This window comes from Streptomyces sp. TRM49041 (assembly GCF_008271805.1).
In the GTDB taxonomy this organism is placed as follows: Bacteria; Actinomycetota; Actinomycetes; order Streptomycetales; family Streptomycetaceae; genus Streptomyces.
The window spans coordinates 94,890-115,862 of record NZ_VSRY01000166.1; the positions used below are offsets into that span (position 1 = coordinate 94,890).

At 72.1% G+C, this 20,973-nt stretch carries 22 protein-coding genes and 1 pseudogene; 11 read left to right on the forward strand and 12 right to left on the reverse strand.

The annotated features are described in order from the left end of the window. The first annotated feature begins 42 nt into the window (after positions 1-42). Positions 43-483, forward strand: coding sequence for a sec-independent translocase (locus tag FVS66_RS29310; protein ID WP_149184263.1), 441 nt, complete (start codon positions 43-45; stop codon positions 481-483). 89 nt (positions 484-572) lie between these two features. Further along, the gene (locus FVS66_RS29315; RefSeq protein WP_187645742.1) at positions 573-1,247 is read left to right on the forward strand and encodes a hypothetical protein; all 675 of its coding nucleotides are present in this window, start codon (positions 573-575) and stop codon (positions 1,245-1,247) included. A 77-nt stretch (positions 1,248-1,324) separates the two neighbouring features. On the opposite strand, the gene FVS66_RS29320 is transcribed toward FVS66_RS29315, so the two are convergent. Genes FVS66_RS29320 through FVS66_RS29330 form a run of 3 tightly spaced genes read right to left on the reverse strand, consistent with a single transcriptional unit; the run spans position 1,325 to position 4,386 of the window. Then, positions 1,325-2,458 carry an Mrp/NBP35 family ATP-binding protein gene (locus FVS66_RS29320; protein ID WP_149184264.1) on the reverse strand — a complete coding sequence of 378 codons (1,134 nt, stop codon included), beginning with the start codon at positions 2,456-2,458 and terminating at the stop codon, positions 1,325-1,327. A 43-nt stretch (positions 2,459-2,501) separates the two neighbouring features. Next, a complete protein-coding gene (locus FVS66_RS29325) occupies positions 2,502-3,116 on the reverse strand; it encodes a DUF1003 domain-containing protein (protein ID WP_149184265.1) in 615 nt (204 codons plus the stop codon). Next, on the reverse strand, positions 3,106-4,386 hold the full coding sequence (locus FVS66_RS29330) for a magnesium transporter MgtE N-terminal domain-containing protein (protein ID WP_149184266.1): 1,281 nt from the start codon (positions 4,384-4,386) through the stop codon (positions 3,106-3,108). The genes FVS66_RS29325 and FVS66_RS29330 overlap by 11 nt, the downstream gene beginning before the upstream one ends. Positions 4,387-4,589: 203 nt before the next feature. Between FVS66_RS29330 and FVS66_RS29335 the strand changes: the two genes are divergently transcribed. Then, positions 4,590-5,351 carry a hypothetical protein gene (locus tag FVS66_RS29335; protein WP_149184267.1) on the forward strand — a complete coding sequence of 254 codons (762 nt, stop codon included), beginning with the start codon at positions 4,590-4,592 and terminating at the stop codon, positions 5,349-5,351. A 34-nt stretch (positions 5,352-5,385) separates the two neighbouring features. Here the strand turns inward: FVS66_RS29335 and FVS66_RS29340 are convergent, their stop codons facing one another. Together FVS66_RS29340 and FVS66_RS29345 are read right to left on the reverse strand one after the other, a co-directional pair. After that, on the reverse strand, positions 5,386-5,898 hold the full coding sequence (locus tag FVS66_RS29340; protein ID WP_149184268.1) for a hypothetical protein: 513 nt from the start codon (positions 5,896-5,898) through the stop codon (positions 5,386-5,388). Between the two features lie 31 nt (positions 5,899-5,929). Continuing rightward, complete coding sequence (locus FVS66_RS29345) at positions 5,930-7,060, reverse strand: magnesium and cobalt transport protein CorA (protein WP_149184269.1); 1,131 nt, start codon at positions 7,058-7,060, stop codon at positions 5,930-5,932. Positions 7,061-7,569: 509 nt separating this feature from the next. Between FVS66_RS29345 and FVS66_RS29350 the strand changes: the two genes are divergently transcribed. The 4 genes from FVS66_RS29350 (at position 7,570) to FVS66_RS29365 (ending at position 10,577) form a co-directional block, all read left to right on the forward strand. Further along, positions 7,570-8,172 carry a suppressor of fused domain protein gene (locus tag FVS66_RS29350; RefSeq protein WP_149184270.1) on the forward strand — a complete coding sequence of 201 codons (603 nt, stop codon included), beginning with the start codon at positions 7,570-7,572 and terminating at the stop codon, positions 8,170-8,172. A 72-nt stretch (positions 8,173-8,244) separates the two neighbouring features. After that, a complete protein-coding gene (locus FVS66_RS29355; protein WP_149184271.1) occupies positions 8,245-8,883 on the forward strand; it encodes a DUF6758 family protein in 639 nt (212 codons plus the stop codon). Positions 8,884-8,983: 100 nt separating this feature from the next. Continuing rightward, positions 8,984-9,844, forward strand: a complete 861-nt coding sequence (locus FVS66_RS29360; RefSeq protein ID WP_149184272.1) for a PHP domain-containing protein — start codon at positions 8,984-8,986, stop codon at positions 9,842-9,844. A gap of 127 nt (positions 9,845-9,971) precedes the next feature. After that, complete coding sequence (locus FVS66_RS29365) at positions 9,972-10,577, forward strand: MarC family protein (RefSeq protein ID WP_149184273.1); 606 nt, start codon at positions 9,972-9,974, stop codon at positions 10,575-10,577. 103 nt (positions 10,578-10,680) lie between these two features. Here the strand turns inward: FVS66_RS29365 and FVS66_RS35280 are convergent, their stop codons facing one another. Further along, on the reverse strand, positions 10,681-10,833 hold the full coding sequence (locus FVS66_RS35280) for a hypothetical protein (RefSeq protein ID WP_187645743.1): 153 nt from the start codon (positions 10,831-10,833) through the stop codon (positions 10,681-10,683). Between the two features lie 144 nt (positions 10,834-10,977). On the opposite strand from FVS66_RS35280, the gene FVS66_RS29370 reads away from it, so the two are divergent. Next, positions 10,978-11,868, forward strand: coding sequence for an NYN domain-containing protein (locus FVS66_RS29370; RefSeq protein WP_187645744.1), 891 nt, complete (start codon positions 10,978-10,980; stop codon positions 11,866-11,868). Here FVS66_RS29370 and FVS66_RS29375 read toward each other — a convergent pair. Both FVS66_RS29375 and FVS66_RS29380 read right to left on the reverse strand, forming a co-directional pair. Beyond that, positions 11,853-12,737, reverse strand: coding sequence for an alpha/beta fold hydrolase (locus FVS66_RS29375; protein WP_149184274.1), 885 nt, complete (start codon positions 12,735-12,737; stop codon positions 11,853-11,855). The genes FVS66_RS29370 and FVS66_RS29375 overlap by 16 nt on opposite strands. A 398-nt stretch (positions 12,738-13,135) precedes the next feature. Further along, positions 13,136-15,142, reverse strand: a pseudogene (locus FVS66_RS29380) (DEAD/DEAH box helicase); the annotation flags it as partial. Between the two features lie 302 nt (positions 15,143-15,444). On the opposite strand from FVS66_RS29380, the gene FVS66_RS29385 reads away from it, so the two are divergent. Then, positions 15,445-16,179, forward strand: coding sequence for a ferritin-like fold-containing protein (locus FVS66_RS29385; protein WP_149184276.1), 735 nt, complete (start codon positions 15,445-15,447; stop codon positions 16,177-16,179). Between the two features lie 78 nt (positions 16,180-16,257). Here the strand turns inward: FVS66_RS29385 and FVS66_RS29390 are convergent, their stop codons facing one another. From FVS66_RS29390 to FVS66_RS29405, 4 genes are all read right to left on the reverse strand, one after another. Beyond that, positions 16,258-16,527, reverse strand: a complete 270-nt coding sequence (locus FVS66_RS29390) for a hypothetical protein (protein ID WP_149184277.1) — start codon at positions 16,525-16,527, stop codon at positions 16,258-16,260. A gap of 220 nt (positions 16,528-16,747) precedes the next feature. After that, the gene (locus tag FVS66_RS29395) at positions 16,748-16,975 is read right to left on the reverse strand and encodes a DUF3107 domain-containing protein (protein ID WP_187645745.1); all 228 of its coding nucleotides are present in this window, start codon (positions 16,973-16,975) and stop codon (positions 16,748-16,750) included. A 133-nt stretch (positions 16,976-17,108) separates the two neighbouring features. Beyond that, positions 17,109-17,750 (reverse strand): TetR/AcrR family transcriptional regulator, encoded by a 642-nt coding sequence (locus FVS66_RS29400; RefSeq protein ID WP_149184279.1) that lies wholly within the window; start codon positions 17,748-17,750, stop codon positions 17,109-17,111. 238 nt (positions 17,751-17,988) lie between these two features. Further along, complete coding sequence (locus FVS66_RS29405; protein ID WP_149184280.1) at positions 17,989-18,225, reverse strand: hypothetical protein; 237 nt, start codon at positions 18,223-18,225, stop codon at positions 17,989-17,991. A 124-nt stretch (positions 18,226-18,349) separates the two neighbouring features. Here FVS66_RS29405 and FVS66_RS29410 point away from each other — a divergent pair, with 124 nt between their 5' ends. Both FVS66_RS29410 and FVS66_RS29415 read left to right on the forward strand, forming a co-directional pair. Beyond that, positions 18,350-19,324, forward strand: coding sequence for an alpha/beta hydrolase (locus FVS66_RS29410; protein WP_149184281.1), 975 nt, complete (start codon positions 18,350-18,352; stop codon positions 19,322-19,324). Between the two features lie 8 nt (positions 19,325-19,332). Further along, positions 19,333-20,871 carry a DUF3152 domain-containing protein gene (locus FVS66_RS29415; protein WP_149184282.1) on the forward strand — a complete coding sequence of 513 codons (1,539 nt, stop codon included), beginning with the start codon at positions 19,333-19,335 and terminating at the stop codon, positions 20,869-20,871. Positions 20,872-20,973 lie beyond the last annotated feature (102 nt).

Below are 20,973 nucleotides of genomic sequence, written 5' to 3' on the forward strand. Positions count from 1 at the left end.
CGGGTACCTTGGTGCAGCGGAGACCTGAGGAGGAGCAACAAGGTGTTCAGTGACATAGGCGCACTCGAGCTGGTGGCGCTGGTGATCCTCGCAGTGCTCATCTTCGGTCCCGACAAGCTGCCCAAGGTCATCCAGGACGTCAGCCGCTTCATCCGCAGGATCCGGGACTTCTCCGAGAGCGCCAAGCAGGACATCCGCAGCGAACTCGGCCCGGAATTCAAGGACTTCGAGTTCGAGGACCTGAACCCCAAGACGTTCATCCGCAAGCAGCTCAACGAGAACCAGGACGTCAGGGAGCTGCGGGAGCTGCGCAGCAGCTTCGACCTCAAGAAGGAGATCGACGAGGTCGCGGACGCCGTCAAGGGCACCGCCTCCGGCACGCCCGCCGGAAGCCCCTCCGCCACCCCCGCTCCGGACCTCCTGAAGAAGAGCGAAACGCCCGATAAGGCCGATCGGCCCCCGTTCGACGCGGACGCCACCTGAGTCCCCTGAGTACCGGCCTTCCGGAAGAGCCCCGCCTGGGTGGATATCCTCTCCCTCTGTCCGAACGGATCGAGGAGGCGGCCGGGCAGATGGAGACGACGAGTCGGGTGGGGGCACAGGCGGAGCCGACGCCCAGCACCACATCCACGTCCGAGGGGGTGCCTGGCGCCCGTCGCACCGTCGACGGGTACCTGCGGGCCCCCTTCCCCTGGTACGGGCTGGACGAGGCGTTCACAGGGCCGCGCTGGCTGATGCAGGTCGGCACGGCGGCGGACGGCACCGTGCAGCACGGTTCCACAGGCCATGGCGAGGAGCCGTCGATACGACCCGAGGTGGTCGGCCCCGAGCGCTGCCGTTTCGCGGTCGTCGTCACCGTCGCCGCCCACCCGGTACGTCGTACGGGGGACGGCACCGGCGTCCTGGACGCCACCAACGTGTCGTCCGCCGCCTGGCTGGCCGGCTCCGGGCTCCTGGCGTACACCTGGCCCGCCCAGCTCGACCACACGCTGCGCAAAGAGTGGCTGGACCAGCAGACGGAGGCCGCGTTCGAGCTCGCCGACGACCTGGAGGGCCCGGACTGGACGACGCTCTCGCTGCCCGTCGACGGCGTGCCGCAGCCGTTCCACTACCGGGAGTCCGAGTTCGGCTGGGTGCTGGCCGGGACGACCGCCCAGGGTGACGTTCATCTGGGCGCGTACGGGCGGGGCATGAGCGCGTACGGACTCGGCTTCTCCGTGATCGCGGACATCGCCACGTACGCCTAGGCCGCGCCCGGGGACACGACGAAAGGGGGCGCCGCTCACCCGGAGCGGCGCCCCCTTGCCCGTACGGGCTCAGCGGCTCAGAACTTGTTGCGCGGGGTGATCCCCAGCGACATGCCCGACAGGCCGCGCTGGCGGCCGCCCAGCTTGCCCGCGATGGTGCGCAGCGCCGCACCCGCCGGCGAGTCCGGGTCGGTGAGCACGACGGGCCTGCCCTCGTCGCCGCCCTCCCGCAGCCGCACGTCGATCGGGATCGAGCCCAGCACCGGCACCGTCGCACCGGTCGTCCGCGTCAGCCCGTCGGCGACCCGCTGGCCGCCGCCCGTGCCGAAGACGTCGACCATCTCGTCGCAGTGCGGGCACGGCAGGCCCGACATGTTCTCGACGACACCGACGATCTTCTGGTGGGTCTGCACGGCGATCGAACCGGCCCGCTCGGCGACCTCCGCCGCCGCCTGCTGCGGCGTGGTGACGACCAGGATCTCGGCGTTCGGCACCAGCTGCGCCACCGAGATCGCGATGTCGCCGGTGCCCGGAGGCAGGTCCATGAGCAGCACGTCCAGGTCGCCCCAGTACACGTCCGCGAGGAACTGCTGGAGCGCGCGGTGCAGCATCGGGCCGCGCCACACCACCGGCGCGTTGCCCGGTGTGAACATGCCGATCGAGATGACCTTCACACCGTTCGCGGACGGCGGCATGATCATGTTCTCGACCTGGGTCGGACGGCCGTCGGCGCCCAGCATGCGCGGCACGCTGTGGCCGTAGATGTCGGCGTCCACGACACCGACCTTCAGCCCGTCGGCGGCCATCGCGGCGGCCAGGTTCACGGTCACGGACGACTTGCCGACGCCGCCCTTGCCGGACGCCACCGCGTACACGCGGGTCAGCGAGCCGGGCTTCGCGAACGGCACCTCACGCTCGGCGGTGGTGCCGCGCAGCGCGGCAGCCAGCTCCTTGCGCTGCTCGTCGCTCATCACGTCCAAGGTCACATCGACGCGGGTGACGCCCTCGACGCGGGAGACCGCCTCGCTCACGTTCTTTGTGATCGTCTCGCGCATGGGGCAGCCGGAGACCGTCAGATAGACGGTGACGGCCACCGCCCCGTCCGCGCCGATCTCGACTGACTTGACCATGCCGAGTTCAGTGATCGGTCGATTGATCTCGGGGTCGTTCACCGTCGCCAGTGCTTCACGCACCGCGTCTTCCGTCGTCATACGGACGATGGTACGGCGCTCACCAGGGCCCCCGGAAAGCCTCTCAGCGGTCACCTTCGTCACTCCCCGGCGACGCCGACCGCGGGAATACGGCGCGCCGCTCCTCCAGCTCGCGGACCAGGTCCTCCAACTCGGAGCGCATCCAGTCGCGGGTCGCGACCTCGCCGAGGCCCATCCGCAGCGCCGCGATCTCCCGGGTCAGGTACTCGGTGTCGGCGATCGACCGCTCGTTCTGCGCCCGGTCCTGCTCCAGATTGACCCGGTCCCGGTCGTCCTGCCGGTTCTGCGCGAGCAGGATCAGCGGGGCCGCGTACGAGGCCTGCAGCGACAGCATCAGCGTCAGGAAGATGAACGGGAACGGGTCGAAGCGCAGCGGGTCGGGCACGGTGATGTTCCAGATCAGCCACGTGATGATGAAGACGGTCATCCAGACGATGAACCGGCCCGTGCCCAGGAACCGGGCGATCCGCTCCGACAGCCGTCCGAACGCCTCGGGGTCGTACTCGGGCAGCAGCCTCGGCCGCCGCAGGCGTGGCTGGTCCAGCGGCTGGTCGAGCCGGGTGCGGGGCGTGGCCCGGTCCCGTGCGGCGGCCCGCTCCCGGTCCCGCTGCGCGACCCGGTCGCGCGGGCCCCAGTCCGGGGTGCGTTCAGGCGCCATGCGCCGCCCCCCGCCCCTCGTCGGGCCCGAAGTCGGTCTCGCGCCAGTCCTCCGGCAGCAGGTGGTCCAGTACGTCGTCGACGGTGACCGCGCCCAGCAGCGATCCGCTGTCGTCGACGACGGGCGCCGCGACCAGGTTGTACGCGGCGAGATGGCTGGTCACCGAGCGCAGCGGGGTGTCCGGGGAGAGCGGCTCCAGGTCGGTGTCGACGACGGCCGAGACGAGCGTGAACGGCGGATCCCGCAGCAGCCGCTGGAAGTGCACCGTGCCCAGGAACTTGCCCGTCGGCGTCTCGTCCGGTGGCCGGCACACGTACACCTGCGCCGCCAGGGCGGGGGAGAGGTCCTGCTGGCGGATCCGGGCCAGGGCGTCCGCGACGGTGGAGTCGGGGCGCAGCACGATCGGCTCGGTCGTCATCAGACCGCCCGCCGTGCGGTCCTCGTACGACAGCAGCCGCCGGACGTCGGCCGCGTCGTCCGGGCGCATCAGCGTCAGCAGCCGCTCCTTCTCCTCCTCGGGCAGCTCGGACAGCAGGTCGGCGGCGTCGTCCGGGTCCATCGCCTCCAGGACGTCCGCGGCGCGTTCGGCCTCCAGCTTGCCGAGGATCTCGATCTGGTCGTCCTCGGGCAGCTCCTCCAGTACGTCGGCGAGCCGGTCGTCGTGGAGGGCTGCGGCGACCTCGGCGCGCCGCTTGGGCGAGAGGTGGTGCAGCGTGTTTGCGACGTCGGCGGGGCGCATCTTCTCGAACGTGGCGAGCAGGTTCTCGGCGCCCTGCCCGTGCTCCTGCAGCGAGAACCCGGTGACCCCCGACCACTCGACCGTCAGCGTCTCCCCCTTGCGGCGCAGCGTACGGCCCCCGCCGCGCCGTACGAACACCTTGTCGATCTCCCAGTCGCGGCGGGCGGGCAGCTGCCGGATCCCCACGTCCAGCACGGTGACCTCGTCGCCGCCGTCGACCAGCCGGACCCGGCGGTCGAGCAGCTCGCCGAAGACGAGGCGCTCGGTGGGGCGCTGCTCGAAGCGGCGGAGGTTGAGTACGCCGGTGGTGATGACCTGACCGGCCTCGACGCCGGTCACCCGGGTCATGGGGAGGAAGATGCGGCGCCGTCCGATCACCTCGACGACCAGCCCGAGGATCCTGGGCGGCCGACGGCCGATCCGCAGCATGGCGACGAGGTCGCGCACTCGGCCGACCTGGTCGCCGCTGGGGTCGAAGACCGGCACCCCGGCGAGGTGCGAGACGAAGATCCGGGAGGCGCCTGCCACCATCCCGAGCGCCTCCCTCCTTCATCGACCACCGACCGCTTATCCGCATACCACTCATATGCATAATGCGGTGATTCAGGCTAGCTCGTCATGTTTCGGGTCGCCCGGGCAGCGGCGTCCGTACGGCTCCGTGCGGAGCCCGCCACCGCTCCCCGGTACGCTGCCGTCTGCCAATCCCCCCACGTGAAACACGAGAGGCAGCGCTGGTGACCGCTCTCCCCCCGGCTCGGCGTACCCGTCGCGTCGCGCTCCCCGTCGCGCTCTGCGTCGGGCTGGCCGCGACACTGACCGCTTGCGCGGAGGATCCGGACGAGGGCACCAACGGCGTCGGCAGACTCGAGGCGAGAGAGATCGAGTCCAAGGCGCAGACGTCGGCGAAGGGCGCGAAGTCGGTACGGCTCTCCGGCACGCTGGTCAGCAAGACCGGTACGTACAAGCTCAACATGCGGCTGAAGGACACCGGCGCGACCGGCTCCGTCACCACCAAGACCTCGACCTTCGAGCTGCTGCGCGTCGGCGACGCCCTCTTCCTGAAGGCGGGCGCGGCCTTCTGGCGGCACGCCGAGGACTCCGCCGAGCCCACCGAGGCCGATATCCAGGCAGCGGACAAGCTCGACGGCAAGTACGTCAAGGTGCCGCAGGGCGACCCCTCGTACAAGCAGCTGCGCGGCTTCACCGAGATGAACGTCCTGCTCCGCGGGCTGCTCGTGCTCCACGGCGAGGTGCACAAGGGCGACCGCGACAAGCTCGCCGGCATCCGCACGATCAAGGTCGCGGGCGGCGAGCGCGGCGAGGGCGGCACCCTGGACGTCGCCCTGGAGGGCACGCCCTTCCCGCTCCGGTTCGCCCGGGCCGGCGGGGGAGGCGTCGTGGTCCTGACGGACTGGAACAAGGACTTCCCGCTGGCGGAGCCGGAGAAGGGCGACATCCTCGACTACGGCCGGCAGCTGCCCCGTACCAGCGACTGACGCCCGTACCGGCGGATGAGCCGCCTGCTCGGCGTCAGCGCTTCCGGCGCTTGAGGAGCAGGCGGGGGAGTGCCTCCGGGATCGGATGGCGCGTCGTGGCCTCCGTGGGCAGCGGCGCCGCCGCGAGGGAGTCCTGCGGCAGGTCCGTGCTCACCTTGTGCGGGGTCAGCCGCAGCAGCCGGCACTCGCGCGACCACCGCTCGGTCATCGTCTCCGCGTCCGGGGCGTTCAACCGCTTCCCCTTCAGCTCGTCCGCCGCGGCCCGCCAGTCCTCGGAGCCCGGCGCCAGCTCACTGACCCGCGCCGTCCAGGCGACCAGGCGGCCGCCCTTGTCCTTGCTGCGTACGGTCACCTCGGCGGCCCCGCCCTCGGCCAGGCCGCCCGGCAGCGGCTGCTCGCCGGGCCCGTCGCCGACGACATACGCGGCACCGTCGTGCCACACATGCCAGAGCGCCCGCGCGGGCCCGTCCCCGCGCACCCAGATGAGGCCGGACTTCTTGGTGGCCTCCTCGACGAGGGCGCGGGAGAGCAGCGAGTCGTCAGTCATGCCCGCAGCTTAGCCAGCGGGCCCCCGCCCCCTACAGCCAGCCGTTGCGCTTCAGGGTGCGGTGGATGGCGAAGCAGACACCGATGATGCCGGTGAGCACCATCGGGTAGCCGTACTTCCACTCCAGCTCCGGCATGTACTGGAAGTTCATGCCGTACACACCGCACACCGCCGTCGGCACGGCGATGATCGCGGCCCAGGAGGTGATCTTGCGCATGTCCTCGTTCTGCGCGACCGTCGCCTGCGCGAGGTTCGCCTGGAGGATCGAATTGAGGAGCTCGTCGAAGCCGACGACCTGTTCCTGCACGCGGACCAGGTGGTCGGCGACGTCCCGGAAGTACTTCTGGATGTCCGGGTCGACCAGCCGCATCGGCCGCTCGCTCAGCAGCTGCAACGGACGCATCAGCGGCGTCACCGCCCGCTTGAACTCCAGTACCTCACGCTTCAGCTGGTAGATCCGCCCGGTGTCGGCGCCTCGCGTGCTGCCCTTCGTGGGCGGCGAGAAGACATCGGTCTCGATCTGGTCGATGTCGATCTCGACGGCGTCGGCGACCGCGATGTACCCGTCCACGACATGGTCCGCGATGGCGTGCAGGACGGCTGACGGTCCCTTGGCGAGCAGCTCCGGGTCGGACTCCAGGCGGTGCCGCAGATTGCGCAGCGACCCCTGGCCGCCGTGCCGGACGGTGATCACGAAGTCCCGCCCGGTGAAGCACATCACCTCACCGGTCTCCACGACCGCACTGGTCGCGGTGAGCTCGGCGTGCTCGACGTAGTGGATCGTCTTGAAGACGGTGAAGAGCGTGTCGTCGTACCGCTCCAGCTTCGGCCGCTGGTGCGCGTGCACCGCGTCCTCCACGGCCAGCGGGTGCAGCCCGAACTCGGCGGCGATACCGGCGAATTCGGCCTCCGTCGGCTCGTGCAGCCCGATCCAGGCGAAGCCGCCGCCCTCGCGTACGCGCCGCATCGCCTCGCGCGGGGTCAGGCACTCCTCGTCGTCCTTCACCCGGCGTCCGTCCCGGTACACGGCGCAGTCGACGACCGCGGTGGACGCGGACGGGTCGCGTGTCGGGTCGTACGCGTTGTACGGCGGGTACGGGGACGCGCTGCGCTTGCGCAGCGACGGGCGTACGACGGCGCGCAGGTCACGGATCATCGACATGGCAGGCTCCTTCACGCAGAAGCCGTCGGCGAGGCGTGGCACAGCCCGGAATGGGGACGTGGCGTTGCATACGTCCGCAAAGCGGGCGGCACCGCGGATCGCGGTGACGGGGTTCGCGGTTCGCGGTTCGCTACAGACGGGCGGGGACGACGTGCTCTTCCGTCGCGCGCGGTGCCCTGCGTGCGGAGTGCGGGCGGAAACGCCTCAGACGCTCGTACGAAGGGTGGTACGGCAGGTGAAGCGTGCACGGGGGGTGCGCGGCGGGAGCGGCTCGCGCTGCGCGGAAGAGCGGCTGGTACTGCACGGTCGACTTCGATCCACCGCAGCCCCACCTCCTCCGGCCGGTCCCCCGTAAGGGATGACGTGTCGTCGGGACCGGAAAGCACTCCCCCGGCGACCGCTGGGAGGGGCCCCCATGACGTACTGTCCCGACCAGCGGCCCACCCTAGCAGCCGACTGAGGGTCAATCCCTCCCCATGCCCCTTGGAAGCGCGCTTTATGCTCGCCGCATGGAAAAAGTTCTCGCGCTGGTCGAGGCCCGTCTGTTCACGGCGCTGGGCGAACCGGACGCGCGTGCCTCCGTGACGTTCCTCGGTACGGAGCGCATCGAGGTGCTGCGTTTCACAGACACCGAGAACGGCGAATCCCAGCCGGTCGTCCGGTACGCGACGCTGGGCATGTCGGCGCAGCCCATGACCGATCCGACGGCGGCCGTCGCCGACCCGGTCAAGGGCCCGCGCGCGGAGCTGCTCCTGACCGTACGGGCCGGGATCGCCGACACCGACAAGGTGCTCCGCCCGCTTGCCGTCCTCGCGGCGTCGCCGCAGGTGGAGGGCGTCGTCGTGGCCCCGGGCGCCTCTCTGGACGTGGGCGAGCCGCTCTGGCCGGGCGCTCCGTTCACCTCCGTACTCGTCGCGGAACCGGGCGGCCTGGTCCCGGACCTGGAACCGGACGGCGGGATGGACCCGGTGCGGTTCCTGCCGCTGCTGCCGATGACGCCCAACGAGGCGGCGTGGAAGCGGGTGCACGGCGCGCAGGCGCTGGAGGAACGCTGGCTGACCGCGCAGACGGACCTGCGCGACCCGCGCCGGGCATCCGTGAGCCTGGACTGAGGGCCCTCTACGGCACACCGGACGGGTGATCGTCCTTGACGGGGGGACGGTGGGGGAGGACCGTTGAACGCTATGAGGGGCGAACCCAGTTGCCCGAAGTGCGGAGGCCGGGTCCGGGCGCCCGGTCTCTTCGCCGACCGCTGGCAGTGTGGTGTGCACGGCCCTGTGTATCCGCTGCAGCCCGTGGTGCCGCCCAGCGTCGAGGCGCTGCACGTCGCCGTGAACCGTGCGCAGGTCCCCGTCTGGATGCCCTGGCCGCTCCCCATAGGCTGGCTCTTCACCGGCGTCGCGTACGCCGGTGACGACCGCAGCGGCGGCCGGGCCACCGCCGTCGCCTGCTCGGGCCCCGGGCCGCTCGGCGGGGTGGGCGAGCTGCTGCTGATCGCCGAGGAGCTGGGCGTCGGCCTGGGCGCGCGGTACGCCGGCACGGACGGCCCGGACCCCGGCCCCCACCTCTGCATGGACAAGGCCCCGCAGGCCAAGGTCCTGGCCGGCGGCCGCCTGACCCCCCTCTGGCATGTGATCGGTGCCCCGGAGGGCCGCGCCGTCTTCGCGGGCGAGGCTCGCGGCCTCTGGCTCTGGGCCATCGCCTGGCCCGAGGACTCGGGTCTTCTGCTCTACGACGAACTGGTCCTGACCGACGTCCGCGAGGCCGGCGCCGAGGTCGACCTGGTGCCGTGCGGGGCGCTGTCGCCGCGGCTGCTGTCCTGAGGGCGCCGGCCCTCCGCCGGGGCCGGGCGGACGAGGCGGTCGCCCGGGGCCGTTATTCTTGGGTGTCCCCTGTCCGTGCCGAGCCCTGGAGTCATGTGTCGTGCGCATCGACCTGCACACCCACTCCACCGCGTCGGACGGTACGGACACCCCCGCCGAGCTGGTGCTGGGCGCCGCCGCGGCCGGGCTCGACGTCGTCGCGCTGACCGACCACGACACCACGCGGGGGCACGCCGAGGCGCTCGCCGCGCTGCCCGAGGGGCTCACGCTCGTCACCGGTGCCGAGCTGTCGTGCCGGATCGACGGCACCGGTGTCCACATGCTGGCGTACCTCTTCGACCCGGACGAGCCCGAGTTGGCGCGGGAGCGCGAGCTGGTGCGCGACGACCGGGTGCCGCGCGCCCGTGCGATGGTCGGCAAGCTCCAGGAACTGGGCGTGCCGGTGACGTGGGAGCGCGTCGCGGCCATCGCCGGGGACGGCTCCATCGGGCGACCGCACATCGCCGAGGCCCTTGTCGAGCTGGGCGTCGTCCCCGACGTCTCCGGCGCGTTCACGCCCGAGTGGCTCGCCGACGGCGGCCGTGTGTACGTCGAGAAGCACGAGCTGGACCCGTTCAAGGCGATCCGACTGGTGAAGGCGGCCGGCGGGGTGACCGTCTTCGCGCACCCCGGCGCGGTCAAGCGCGGGCGGACGGTCCCCGACTCCGTGATCGCCGACCTCGCCGCGTACGGACTCGACGGCGTCGAGGTCGACCACATGGACCACGACGAGCCGACCCGCGCCCGCCTGCGCGGCCTCGCGCGCGAGCTCGGGCTGCTGAACACCGGCTCCAGCGACTACCACGGCAGCCGCAAGACCTGCCGGCTCGGCGACTTCACCACCGACCCGGAGATCTACGGCGAGATCACGCGCCGCGCGACCGGCGCGTTCCCGGTGCCGGGCACGGGCGGACGTCCGTAACCCACAGGCCGCACCGCCGCCCTCTCTCCTGCCTGGTCCACTCCGTCGCACGGCCCCGCCGACCGACGCCCCGCACGGCTCCGCCGTGCGCCCTTCCGCACCACCCCTTCTTCCGCAAGGCATCACTGTGTTCGACTTCGCCGTCTTCGGCTCACTCTTTCTGACCCTGTTTGTCATCATGGATCCCCCCGGGATCACGCCGATCTTCCTCGCCCTGACCTCCGGCCGCGCCACCAAGGTCCAGCGCCGTATGGCCTGGCAGGCCGTCGCCGTCGCGTTCGGTGTGATCACCGTGTTCGGCATCCTGGGCCAGCAGATCCTGGCCTACCTGCATGTCTCCGTACCGGCCCTGATGATCGCGGGCGGACTGCTCCTGCTGCTCATCGCGCTCGACCTGCTCACCGGCAAGACCGACGAGCCCCAGCAGACCAAGGACGTCAACGTCGCCCTCGTACCGCTGGGCATGCCGCTGCTCGCCGGGCCGGGCGCGATCGTGTCGGTGATCCTCGCCGTGCAGCACGCGGAGGGCGTCGCCGGGCAGGTCTCGGTGTGGGCCGCCATCGTCGCGATGCACGCGGTGCTCTGGCTGACCATGCGGTACTCCCTGCTGATCATCCGGGTGATCAAGGACGGCGGGGTGGTGCTGGTGACCCGGCTCGCCGGCATGATGCTGTCGGCCATCGCCGTGCAGCAGATCATCAACGGCGTGACACAGACGATCCAGGCCGCCTGAGCGGCGCGCGGCCGCGGCGCCGGAACGACCGCGCCCCCGTACGACTCGTACGGGGGCGCGGTCCGCTTCACACGTCGTCACGCGTCTTCACACGTCGCGATCGTTACGACGCGGTGGCTTCGGCCGGGCGGATGTAGAGGCGCTGGCCCCTGGCGGCGGCCTGCTGCACGATCCGGTTGACGGAGGCGGCGTCCACGACGGTGCTGTCGACGGCCGTTCCGTCGACATCGTCGAGTCGCATGATCTCGAAGCGCATGGCTTCTCCCTTCGTCGAGCTGGTGTCTGTACACCTGCAACCAGGTGCAGCCCCTGAAACATTCCCTACGCTAAGGAAATTTTTCGATTGGCTAAGCAGTGGCCGCTGGCGGTGCGGCCGTCCAGGGCGGACAATGAGGCCCGTATGAACGACGCGGACATCGCCCAGCGCCTTGAGCGCACCAATGAGCTCCTGCAGCGCATGCTCGTCGAGGTCGCCAAGACGCCCTCGACACATGCCATCTTCGTGGACGCCGGTTACGTCTATGCTTCGGCCGGGTTGCTGGTCGCGGGCACCGAGGACCGGCGCGCCTTCGACCTCGACGCGGAAGGGCTCATCGAGGCGTTCATCGACACCGCGCGCACGATCTTCGCCGACAGCAGACTGCTCCGCGTCTACTGGTACGACGGCGCCCGGCGCCGTATCCACACCCCCGAGCAGCAGTCCATCGCCGAACTCCCCGACGTCAAGGTCCGGCTGGGCAACCTCAACGCCAACAACCAGCAGAAGGGCGTCGACTCGCTCATCCGCTCCGACCTGGAGTCACTCGCCCGCCACCGGGCCATCAGCGACGCGGCGCTCGTCGGCGGCGACGAGGACCTCGTCTCCGCCGTCGAGGCCGCGCAGGGGTACGGGGCGCGGGTCCACCTGTGGGGCATCGAGGCCGCGGAGGGCGGCAACCAGGCCGAGCCGCTGCTGTGGGAGGTCGACAGTCAGCGCGTCTTCGACCTGGACTTCTGGCGCCCTTACATCACACGGCGGCCCGTGACGACGTACGAGAACGAGGGCGAGCCGCCGCCGTCGCGCGACGAGGCGCGGTTCATGGGCGCCCAGATCGCCGCCACATGGCTCGCGGAGCGGGGCACGGACGTGATGGCCGAACTGCTGCCCGGCCACCCGTACCTGCCCGGACCGGTGGACCAGGACCTGCTGATGGAGGCGGAACGCCGGCTGAGCAGGTCCCTGCGGGGCCACGCGGTGCTGCGGCGGGCGCTGCGGGACGGCTTCTGGCAGCAGCTTCAGTCGCGTTTCTGAGGGCCGCGGCCGTAACCGTCCCAGAATCTCACGACGGCGGCCGCTGTCTCCTCCGGCCGGTCGGTGTTGGGTGAATGCTCGGCCCCGGCGATACGGGTGCGGTGGGCGCCCAGCCGCTCCGCCATGGCGTCCAGCAGGGGCACCGGCCAGGTGTCGTCGTGCTCGCCGGAGATGACATGGACGGGGAGCGGGGGGTCGAGCGCGGCGAGCTCCGCCACACGGTCGGGTTCCGTCCTGAGCTGACGGCCCGTCGCGAGGAGCTGCGCGGGGTTGTGGCGCAGCCAGCGGCGCCGGAGGTCCTCGCGGTCGCCCCGGAGCGGGTCGTCGGCGTCCTCCGGCGGGTCGAGGGCGCGCATCGCCTGCCAGACCTGCTCCATGTCCATGACGCTGAGGGCGTCGCTCAGCAGCTTGACCTTCTCCCGCTGCCCGGGGGTGACTTCCGCGGGCCCGGAGGACATGAGGGTGAGCGAGACGAAGGCGGACGCATCCGTCAGCACGGCCGCCCGGGCGATCTGCCCCCCGAGGGAGTGCCCCAGCAGATGCACCGGCCCGCCGCCCCCCACCGCCCCGGCCTGCGCGAGCACGTCCAACGCCAATTCCCGCTGGGCGTAAGCCCCTTGCTCCTCGGGTCCGGAGGTCTCGTACTGTCCGCGCCCATCGACGGCGACGACCCGGTACCCGGCGGCGCTGAGGGGCTCCAGCATGGCGATGAAGTCTTCCTTGCTCCCGGTGTACCCCGGCAGCAGCAGCGCGGTCCCCCTGGGCGCACGGGGCGGCGCCGCGTCGAGCACGGCGAAGGCGCCGCGTGCGGTGGGCAGCGCGTGGGCGCGGGCGCACGAGGGCGGAACAAAGGTGGGCGGCCGACTCATGCCACGAGGCTAGCGGCCGGGAACGCCTCCCCGGCGCTGGGGCATGCCCAGGCGGGTCCCGTAGTGGGCCGCTCCGGCCCGGCCCGTTCGTGCCCGCCCCCCAGGCTCTCGATTCCGCTCGATCAGGGGGGACCTCCAGAACATGGGACCCCCGTCCCCGCGCGGAACGCCTGTCCGCAAACGGACTGGCGCAGCTCCTGGCCCGGCGCCCCTCCGGGCTCACCTCCTCGGGCCGGCGGCCCCGGGCGCTGGACGCCCCCCACGCGACCGGCGCCGCCGGCCGCTGCGGGGGCGGACCCGGCCCCTCCCGCCGGGACGGCGACCGACCCGTCGGCGGGCACGCGAAGGCCCCGCCACCCGGGTGGCGGGGCCTTCGGTGTGCTGGGTCAGGCCTCGGCCGGCTGGGCCGCGGCCGTCTTGCGGGTGCGGCGCCGCGGCTTGGCCTCGGCGGCCGGCTCGACCACTGCCGCGGCGTCGGCGGACGCGGCAGCCTTCCGGGTGCGTCGCCTCGGCGTCGCCTCGGCGGCCTCGGGTGCGGCGGCCTCAGCGGTCACGACGGCCTCGGCCGTCTTGCGGGTGCGGCGGCGGGGCTTGGCCTCGGCCTCGGGTGCGGCGGCCTCAGCGGTCACGACGGCCTCGGCCGTTTTCCGCGTGCGGCGCCGCGGTTCGGCCTCGGCCTCGGGGGCCGCGGTGGCGACCGCCTCGGTGGCCTTGGGCTCCGCCGCCTTGCGGGTGCGGCGACGCGGCGCCGGCGCCGACGTCGGTTCGGCGTCCGGAGCGTCCTCCACCGGCGTCACAGGCGCGGCCGTCTCCACCGCGCCCGCGCGGGTGCGGCGACGGCGGCGGGGAGTGCGGCGCTCGACGGTTTCACCCTCGGTCGCCTCGGCAGACGCCGCAGGCGCCGCCGGAGTCGCCGCCTCGGTCTCGTCCACCGTCGCGCCGCCACGAGTGCGGCGCCGCTGGCGAGGCGTACGGGTGCGCGCCGGGCGCTCCTCCTCGCGCTCGCGGCGCCGGCCACGCGCGCCACGGCCGCCGGGCTCGCCCAGGTCCTCCAGCTCCTCCGCGTTCAGCCCGGCGCGAGTCCGCTCGGCGCGTGGCAGGACGCCCTTCGTACCGTCCGGGATGTCCAGGTCCGCGTACAGGTGCTCGGATGTCGAGTACGTCTCGACCGGGTCGTGGAATTTCAGGTCCAGCGCCTTGTTGATGAGCTGCCAGCGCGGGATGTCGTCCCAGTCGACAAGTGTGATCGCCGTACCGGACGCGCCCGCGCGGCCCGTGCGGCCCACCCGGTGGAGGTACGTCTTCTCGTCCTCCGGCGACTGGTAGTTGATCACGTGCGTGACGCCCTCGACGTCGATGCCGCGCGCGGCGACGTCGGTGCAGACGAGGACGTCCACCTTGCCGTTGCGGAACGCGCGCAGCGCCTGCTCGCGGGCGCCCTGGCCGAGGTCGCCGTGGACCGCGCCGGAGGCGAAGCCGCGCCGCTCCAGCTGCTCGGCGATGTCGGCCGCCGTGCGCTTCGTGCGGCAGAAGATCATCGCGAGCCCGCGGCCGTTCGCCTGCAGGATGCGCGAGACCATCTCCGGCTTGTCCATGGAGTGGGCGCGGTAGACGTGCTGCCTGATGTTGGCGACGGTCGCGCCCTCGTCGTCCGGCGCGGTGGCGCGGATGTGCGTGGGCTGCGACATGTAGCGGCGGGCGAGGCCGATGACGGCGCCCGGCATGGTCGCCGAGAACAGCATCGTCTGGCGCTTCGCCGGCAGCATGTTGATGATCTTCTCGACGTCGGGCAGGAAGCCCAGGTCGAGCATCTCGTCCGCCTCGTCGAGCACGAGGTTCCGGATGTGGGACAGGTCCAGCTTCTTCTGGCCGGCCAGGTCGAGCAGGCGGCCCGGGGTGCCGACGACCACGTCGACGCCCTTCTTGAGCGCCTCGACCTGGGGCTCGTACGCACGGCCGCCGTAGATCGCGAGGACGCGGACGTTACGGACCTTGCCTGCGGTCAGCAGGTCGTTGGTGACCTGTGTGCACAGCTCGCGGGTGGGGACGACGACCAGGGCCTGAGGCGCGTCGGTCAGCTCCTCGGGGCGGGCCCGGCCCGCCTCGACGTCGGCAGGGACGGTGACGCGCTCCAGCAGGGGCAGACCGAAACCGAGGGTCTTGCCGGTGCCGGTCTTGGCCTGGCCGATGACGTCGGTGCCGGAGAGGGCGACCGGAAGGGTCATCTCCTGGATGGGGAAGGGCGTGACGATGCCGACGGCCTCAAGGGCCTCTGCGGTCTCGGGAAGGATCCCGAGCTCTCGGAAAGTCATAGGCTGAGTAGTCAGGGTGTTGCCTCTTCTGTGAGCCGCGGCACGAGGCGAACGCTGGGGGTCTTACCGCGCCGGATCACTGTCCGGCCGCAGACCGCGAGATCACAGCCGGGTGGCGCGGGACCACTGCCGTCGCTCGAGCGTCATACCGCTGAGGGCCCCTCATGTGCGCTGCGCACGGAGGGCTGTCGGGTCGGAGCCGATCGGGCCACCGACCGGGCATCCTCATTCATGAAACGGCCTACCGAGTACGAATGTCTCCGCATACTCGACAGGCGCATTACCACTGTACCCCGGAATCGCGCAGGTGTGTTGGGGCAATTCACAAGGAGGGGGACGTCACACTCACTGACCAGGGCCTTCCGGGGTGTGGTGAGCGGGCTATTGTGCGCTTCATGGAGACGCCTGACAACGCCACTGCCGCCGAAGAACCGACCGGGATCGCCGCCCTCGACTGGGCCGGGGCCTCCGCCGACCCGCAGTACCGCGCGGCCGTCGTGGATCTGCTCGGCGCGCTGGCCTACGGGGAGCTGGCGGCGTTCGAGCGGCTCGCCGAGGACGCGAAGCTCGCGCCGACCCTGGCCGACAAGGCGGAGCTGGCGAAGATGGCGTCCGCCGAGTTCCACCACTTCGAGCAGCTGCGCGGCCGGCTCGCCACGATCGACGTGGAGCCGACCGCCGCGATGGAGCCCTTCGCGAAGGCCCTCGACGACTTCCACCGCCAGACGGCGCCGTCGGACTGGCTGGAGGGCCTGGTCAAGGCGTACGTCGGCGACTCGATCGCCAGTGACTTCTACCGGGAGGTCGCGGTCCGGCTGGACTCCGACACGCGCGCGCTGGTGCTCGCCGTGCTGGACGACACGGGCCACGGCAACTTCGCCGTGGAGAAGGTGCGGGCCGCGATCGAGGCGGACCCGCGCGTGGGCGGACGGCTCGCCCTGTGGGCGCGGCGGCTGATGGGCGAGGCCCTGTCGCAGGCTCAGCGGGTGGTGGCCGAGCGGGACGCGCTGTCGACGATGCTGGTCGGCGGTGTGGCGGACGGTTTCGACCTGGCGGCGGTCGGCGAGATGTTCTCGCGGATCACCAAGGCGCACACGAAGCGCATGGCGGCCCTGGGCCTCGCGGCCTAGTCACCCCGGGCCGGACGCCATCCCCGGGGGAAGCCCGGTCAGGTGCCGTCGGGCGGTCGTGAGGAGCGGCGGCGAGGGTCACGCCGCCGCTGATCGGCGCAAGCGGCGCCCCGCGGGCCGGATCAGCAGCGAGAGCAGTACGGCGCAGATCGCCACCGCCCCGAGAAGCGTGCCCAGCACGAATCCGGGCCCGAGCGCCGCGTGCGTCACGAGTGCGCCGAACAGTGCGCCGAGCACACCGGTGGCGAGGACCGTACGCCGTGGCGGAAGCCGGTCGGCCAGCCGGTGGAGCGCTGCCCAGGACAAGGCGAGTCCCAGCAGGACGGAGCCCAGAGCTTCCCAGAACACAGGCATCACCTCGCGGACGGCGGGGCGGTCGGTCGGTCGTAGCCGGTCCTACCCGGAGCACGCGGAACGCAACCCTTCCGTCCGCACCGGTGAGCACCGGGAACCCCCGGCCGCGCACGGACTCCCGGCGGACCGGCTCCCCGGCACATGGTTCGGGACATGACGGAGGCCCGGCGGGGACATCCCCGCCGGGCCTCCGTCATGTGCTGGGGCCGCGTCGTCAGAGCGCGCCGAAACCCACCCGGCGCGCCGTCGGCTCGCCGATCTCCACATACGCGAGCCGGTCCGCCGGTACGAGCACCCTGCGGCCCTTGTCGTCCGTCAGGCTGAGCAGCTGTGCCTTCCCGGCCAGCGCCTCCGCCACGGCGCGCTCCACGTCCTCGGCGGACTGCCCGCTCTCCAGAACGATCTCCCGGGGCGCGTGCTGCACGCCGATCTTGACCTCCACGGCTATGTCCCTCCGAACGGTCAGCGTTGCGCGATCACCGCGCCGTACGCTGCACACATTAGCCCGGAGAGGCGACGGCCCACGGCCCGGCGGCGCACGCCAGGAGCGAACAGCCCGGCGCCGCCGCCCCGGTTCAGTTGCCTTCGGTCCCGTGCAGCGGGAATCCGGCGATGCCCCGCCACGCCAGCGACGTCAGCAGCTGCACGGCCGTGTCGCGCGGTACCGGCGACTCGCTGGCCAGCCAGTGCCTGGCCACCACCTGCGACACACCGCCCAGGCCCACCGCCAGCAGCATGGACTCGTCCTTGGACAGTCCGGTGTCCTCGGCGATCACATCCGAGATGGCCTCCGCGCACTGCAGGGAGACGCGCTCGACACGCTCGCGCACCGCCGGCTCGTTCGTCAGGTCCGACTCGAAGACCAGCCTGAAGGCGCCGCCCTCGTCCTCCACGTACGCGAAGTAGGCGTCCATCGTCGCGGCCACGCGCTGCTTGTTGTCCGTCGTGGAGCCGAGCGCCGTGCGGACCGCCTGGAGCAGCGACTCGCAGTGCTGGTCCAGCAGCGCCAGGTACAGCTCCAGCTTCCCGGGGAAGTGCTGGTAGAGGACGGGCTTGCTGACACCCGCCCGCTCGGCGATGTCGTCCATCGCGGCCGCGTGGTACCCCTGGGCGACGAAGACCTCCTGGGCGGCGCCCAGGAGCTGATTACGTCGGGCTCGGCGCGGCAGGCGTGTGCCCCTTGGGCGCGCCGCCTCTGTCTGCTCGATGGCTGTCACGCCGCCTCCCAAAATCGATCCAAATGCGCTGTACACCGCGCCCGCCATCGTACTTTTGGGTAACCCTGCTGTGCGCGGTGCGAGCGCAGAATTTCACGTACCGGACGCCGACGGTAGCCGGGAGCTTCAAGATTGAACGATCCGCAATCCCGTCAAACCCGCCCCTACCTGCCCAAACGCGGGCGTGTGGCGCGGTGGCCAGTGCCGTCGAGTGTTGTCGAGTGCGCGGGTCCCGGGGTCAGCGGTAGTCGTCCTCGTCCAGCGCGACCACGCGCGCCTGCTCCACCGCGTCGGCCTCGTTCGCCGCGGCCGGGTCGAGCCTGGGCAGCGGGTCGTCCTCCTGCTGCCGCAGCTCGGTGTGCTGCTCCGCCGCGTCGGCCTCGGGGGTCTCCTCGTCCAGTCGGGCCGCGGCCGGACCGCTGTTCTCCCCGCTGAGCTCCGTCTGCGTCTCGGGATCCGTGGGATCGACGGTCATGAGCTCCCCTTTCCTACGGGCTTGTGCCCCTGTTGCGAGCCTAGAAGCTCGCCCTCCCCGGCGCTATGCGATCTGTGACGGCGAACACACCGTTCCCGACGTGATCACCTCGTAACATTGCCGCATGTCTTCGACCGAGCTGCCCGCGTCCCCCACCGCCGCAGCGGCGGCGCCCCGCGTGCACCCCGTACGGGTCGCGGAGGGTGAACGACTGCGCTTCGTGGCGCTGCCCGGCCTGACGCTGAACGTGCGCTACCGGCCGTCGGACGCGACCGGCAGAGCGCGCGCCCTGTACGTGCACGGGCTGGGCGGGTCCTCGCAGAACTGGTCGGCGATGATGCCGCTGCTCGAGGACGTACTGGACGGCGAGGCCGTCGACCTGCCCGGCTTCGGCGACTCACCGCCGCCCGACGACGGCAACTACTCCGTGACGGGACATGCCCGCGCGGTCATCCGGTTCCTGGACGCGGGCGGGCGGGTGCCGGTCCACCTCGTGGGCAACTCCCTGGGCGGCGCCGTCGCCACGCGGATCGCCGCCGTCCGGCCGGACCTCGTCCGCACCCTGACGCTCGTCTCGCCCGCGCTGCCCGAGCTGCGGGCCCAGCGGGCCGCGTGGCCCACCGCGATGCTGGCCGTGCCGGGCGTCGCGCAGATGTTCGCCCGGCTGACCAGGGACTGGACGGCCGAGCAGCGTGTACGGGGCGTGCTCTCCCTCTGTTACGGCGACCCCGGCCGGGTCACGGACGAGGGCCTGCGCGCCGCCGTCGAGGAGATGGAGCGGCGCCTCCGGCTGCCGTACTTCTGGGACGCGATGGCCCGCTCTGCGCGCGGCATCGTCGACGCGTACACGCTCGGCGGCCAGCACAACCTGTGGCGGCAGGCCGAGCGGGTCCTCGCGCCGACACTCCTCGTGTACGGCGGCCGGGACCAGCTCGTGTCGTACCGTATGGCGCGCAAGGCCGCGGCGGCGTTCCGGGACGCACGGCTGCTGACCCTTCCGGAGGCCGGGCACGTGGCGATGATGGAGTACCCCGATACCGTCGCCCGGGCGGTGCGTGAGCTGACCGCCGGCCGGAACGACGACGACACGGGGAGCTGATCCGGGGCGTGGGACGACACAGCCGCAAGGGCCCCGCACCTGCCGACCAGGGGGCCGACCTCAGGGCCGCCGGCGCACCCTCCGGCACCGGCCGCCGCCGCAAGGAGCGGCAGGCCCCGCAGACTCCTCCGGCTCCGCAGGATCAGCAAGCCCCGCAGGCTCAGCAAGCCCCGCAGGCTCAGCAAGCCCCACAGGGTCCGCGAGCCCCACAGGCTCCGCACGCGCCCCAAGCGCCGTACGGCGCACATGCGCCACAGGGCGCGCAGGCCTGGGCCGGGCAGGCCACGCAGGGTCGCCAGGCTCCGTACGGGGCCCCGCGGACCCCGTACGCGCCGCGGAACCCTCCGAACCCGTCCCCGCAGCCGTACTCGTACGGCTACGACCAAGACTCCGGCACCCCTCCGCACGGCACCGCCGCCCCGTACGCCCCGCCGCCGCACGTACGCGGCGGCCACCCGGAACAGCATGAGTCCGGTGGCGGCTGGGGCGGCGGCCCGTACGGGCCCACCGGGCAGCCGCAGGGCGACCCGCCGCAGCGCATCGCCCAGGGACCGCCGCGCATACCGGGGCAGCGCCGCGACTTCGTCGCCGCGTTCGACGGGTCGGAGCCAGGGCCCGGGGCTGACGCCGAGGTCCGGTCGCCCGCGGAGAGTCCGGACGCGCCCGCCGAGGGCCGGGCCGCCGAGGAGGACGAGGACGCCGCGAGCGGCCGGCGCGGCGGCAAGGCCCGTACGTTCACCGGCGTCGCCGCTGCCGCCGTCACCACCGTCCTCGCGGTCATCGTCGCGGGCCAGGTCGCCGACGCCCGGCTGGACGACCGCGCGGCCCGGTCGGCCGACGCGCCCGAGCGGGACGCGGGCGGCGACCCGGCGTCCCGGTCCGACCAGCGGGCCACCCCGCCGCAGACCGCGCCGTCCCCGCCGTCGGCGGCGCCCGCCCCGCCGCCGACGTACGAGCAGCTGATGGCCCGCCAGTTCCCGCTGGACCCCGGGCTGAAGGGCCCGGGCGACTTCGAGGCCGTACCGGGACTGGACAAGGCACCCGGCGGCGGCCGGAAGGTCCGCTACCGCGTCGATGTCGAGAAGGGGCTCGGGCTCGACTCGAAGCTGTTCGCCGAGGCGGTCCAGAAGACCCTCAACGACGACCGGAGCTGGGCGCACGGCGGTGAGATGACCTTCGAGCGGATCTCCACCGGCCGGCCGGACTTCGTGATCACCCTCGCCAGCCCGGCTACGACGGGCGTGTGGTGCGCCAAGTCCGGCCTGGACACGACCGTCGACAACGTCTCGTGCGACTCGGCCTCCACCGAGCGAGTCATGATCAACGCGTACCGCTGGGCGCAGGGCGCCGAGACCTTCGGACCGAAGGGGATGCTCGCGTACCGGCAGATGCTGATCAACCACGAGATCGGGCACCGGCTCGGCTACAACCACCGCACGTGTCAGACGCCCGGCGCGCTCGCGCCCGTGATGCAGCAGCAGACGAAGACGCTGGAGATCGACGGCATCAAGTGCCGCCCCAATCCCTGGGTCTACCCGGGCGGCTGACACCTCATCAGCTGGCCCCGGCTTGACGGAGCGTAATCAGAAGATGCTCTAGCGCGACGGAACGCAACCGGTGCGCGAAAGTTACGTGCATTCACCCCTTCC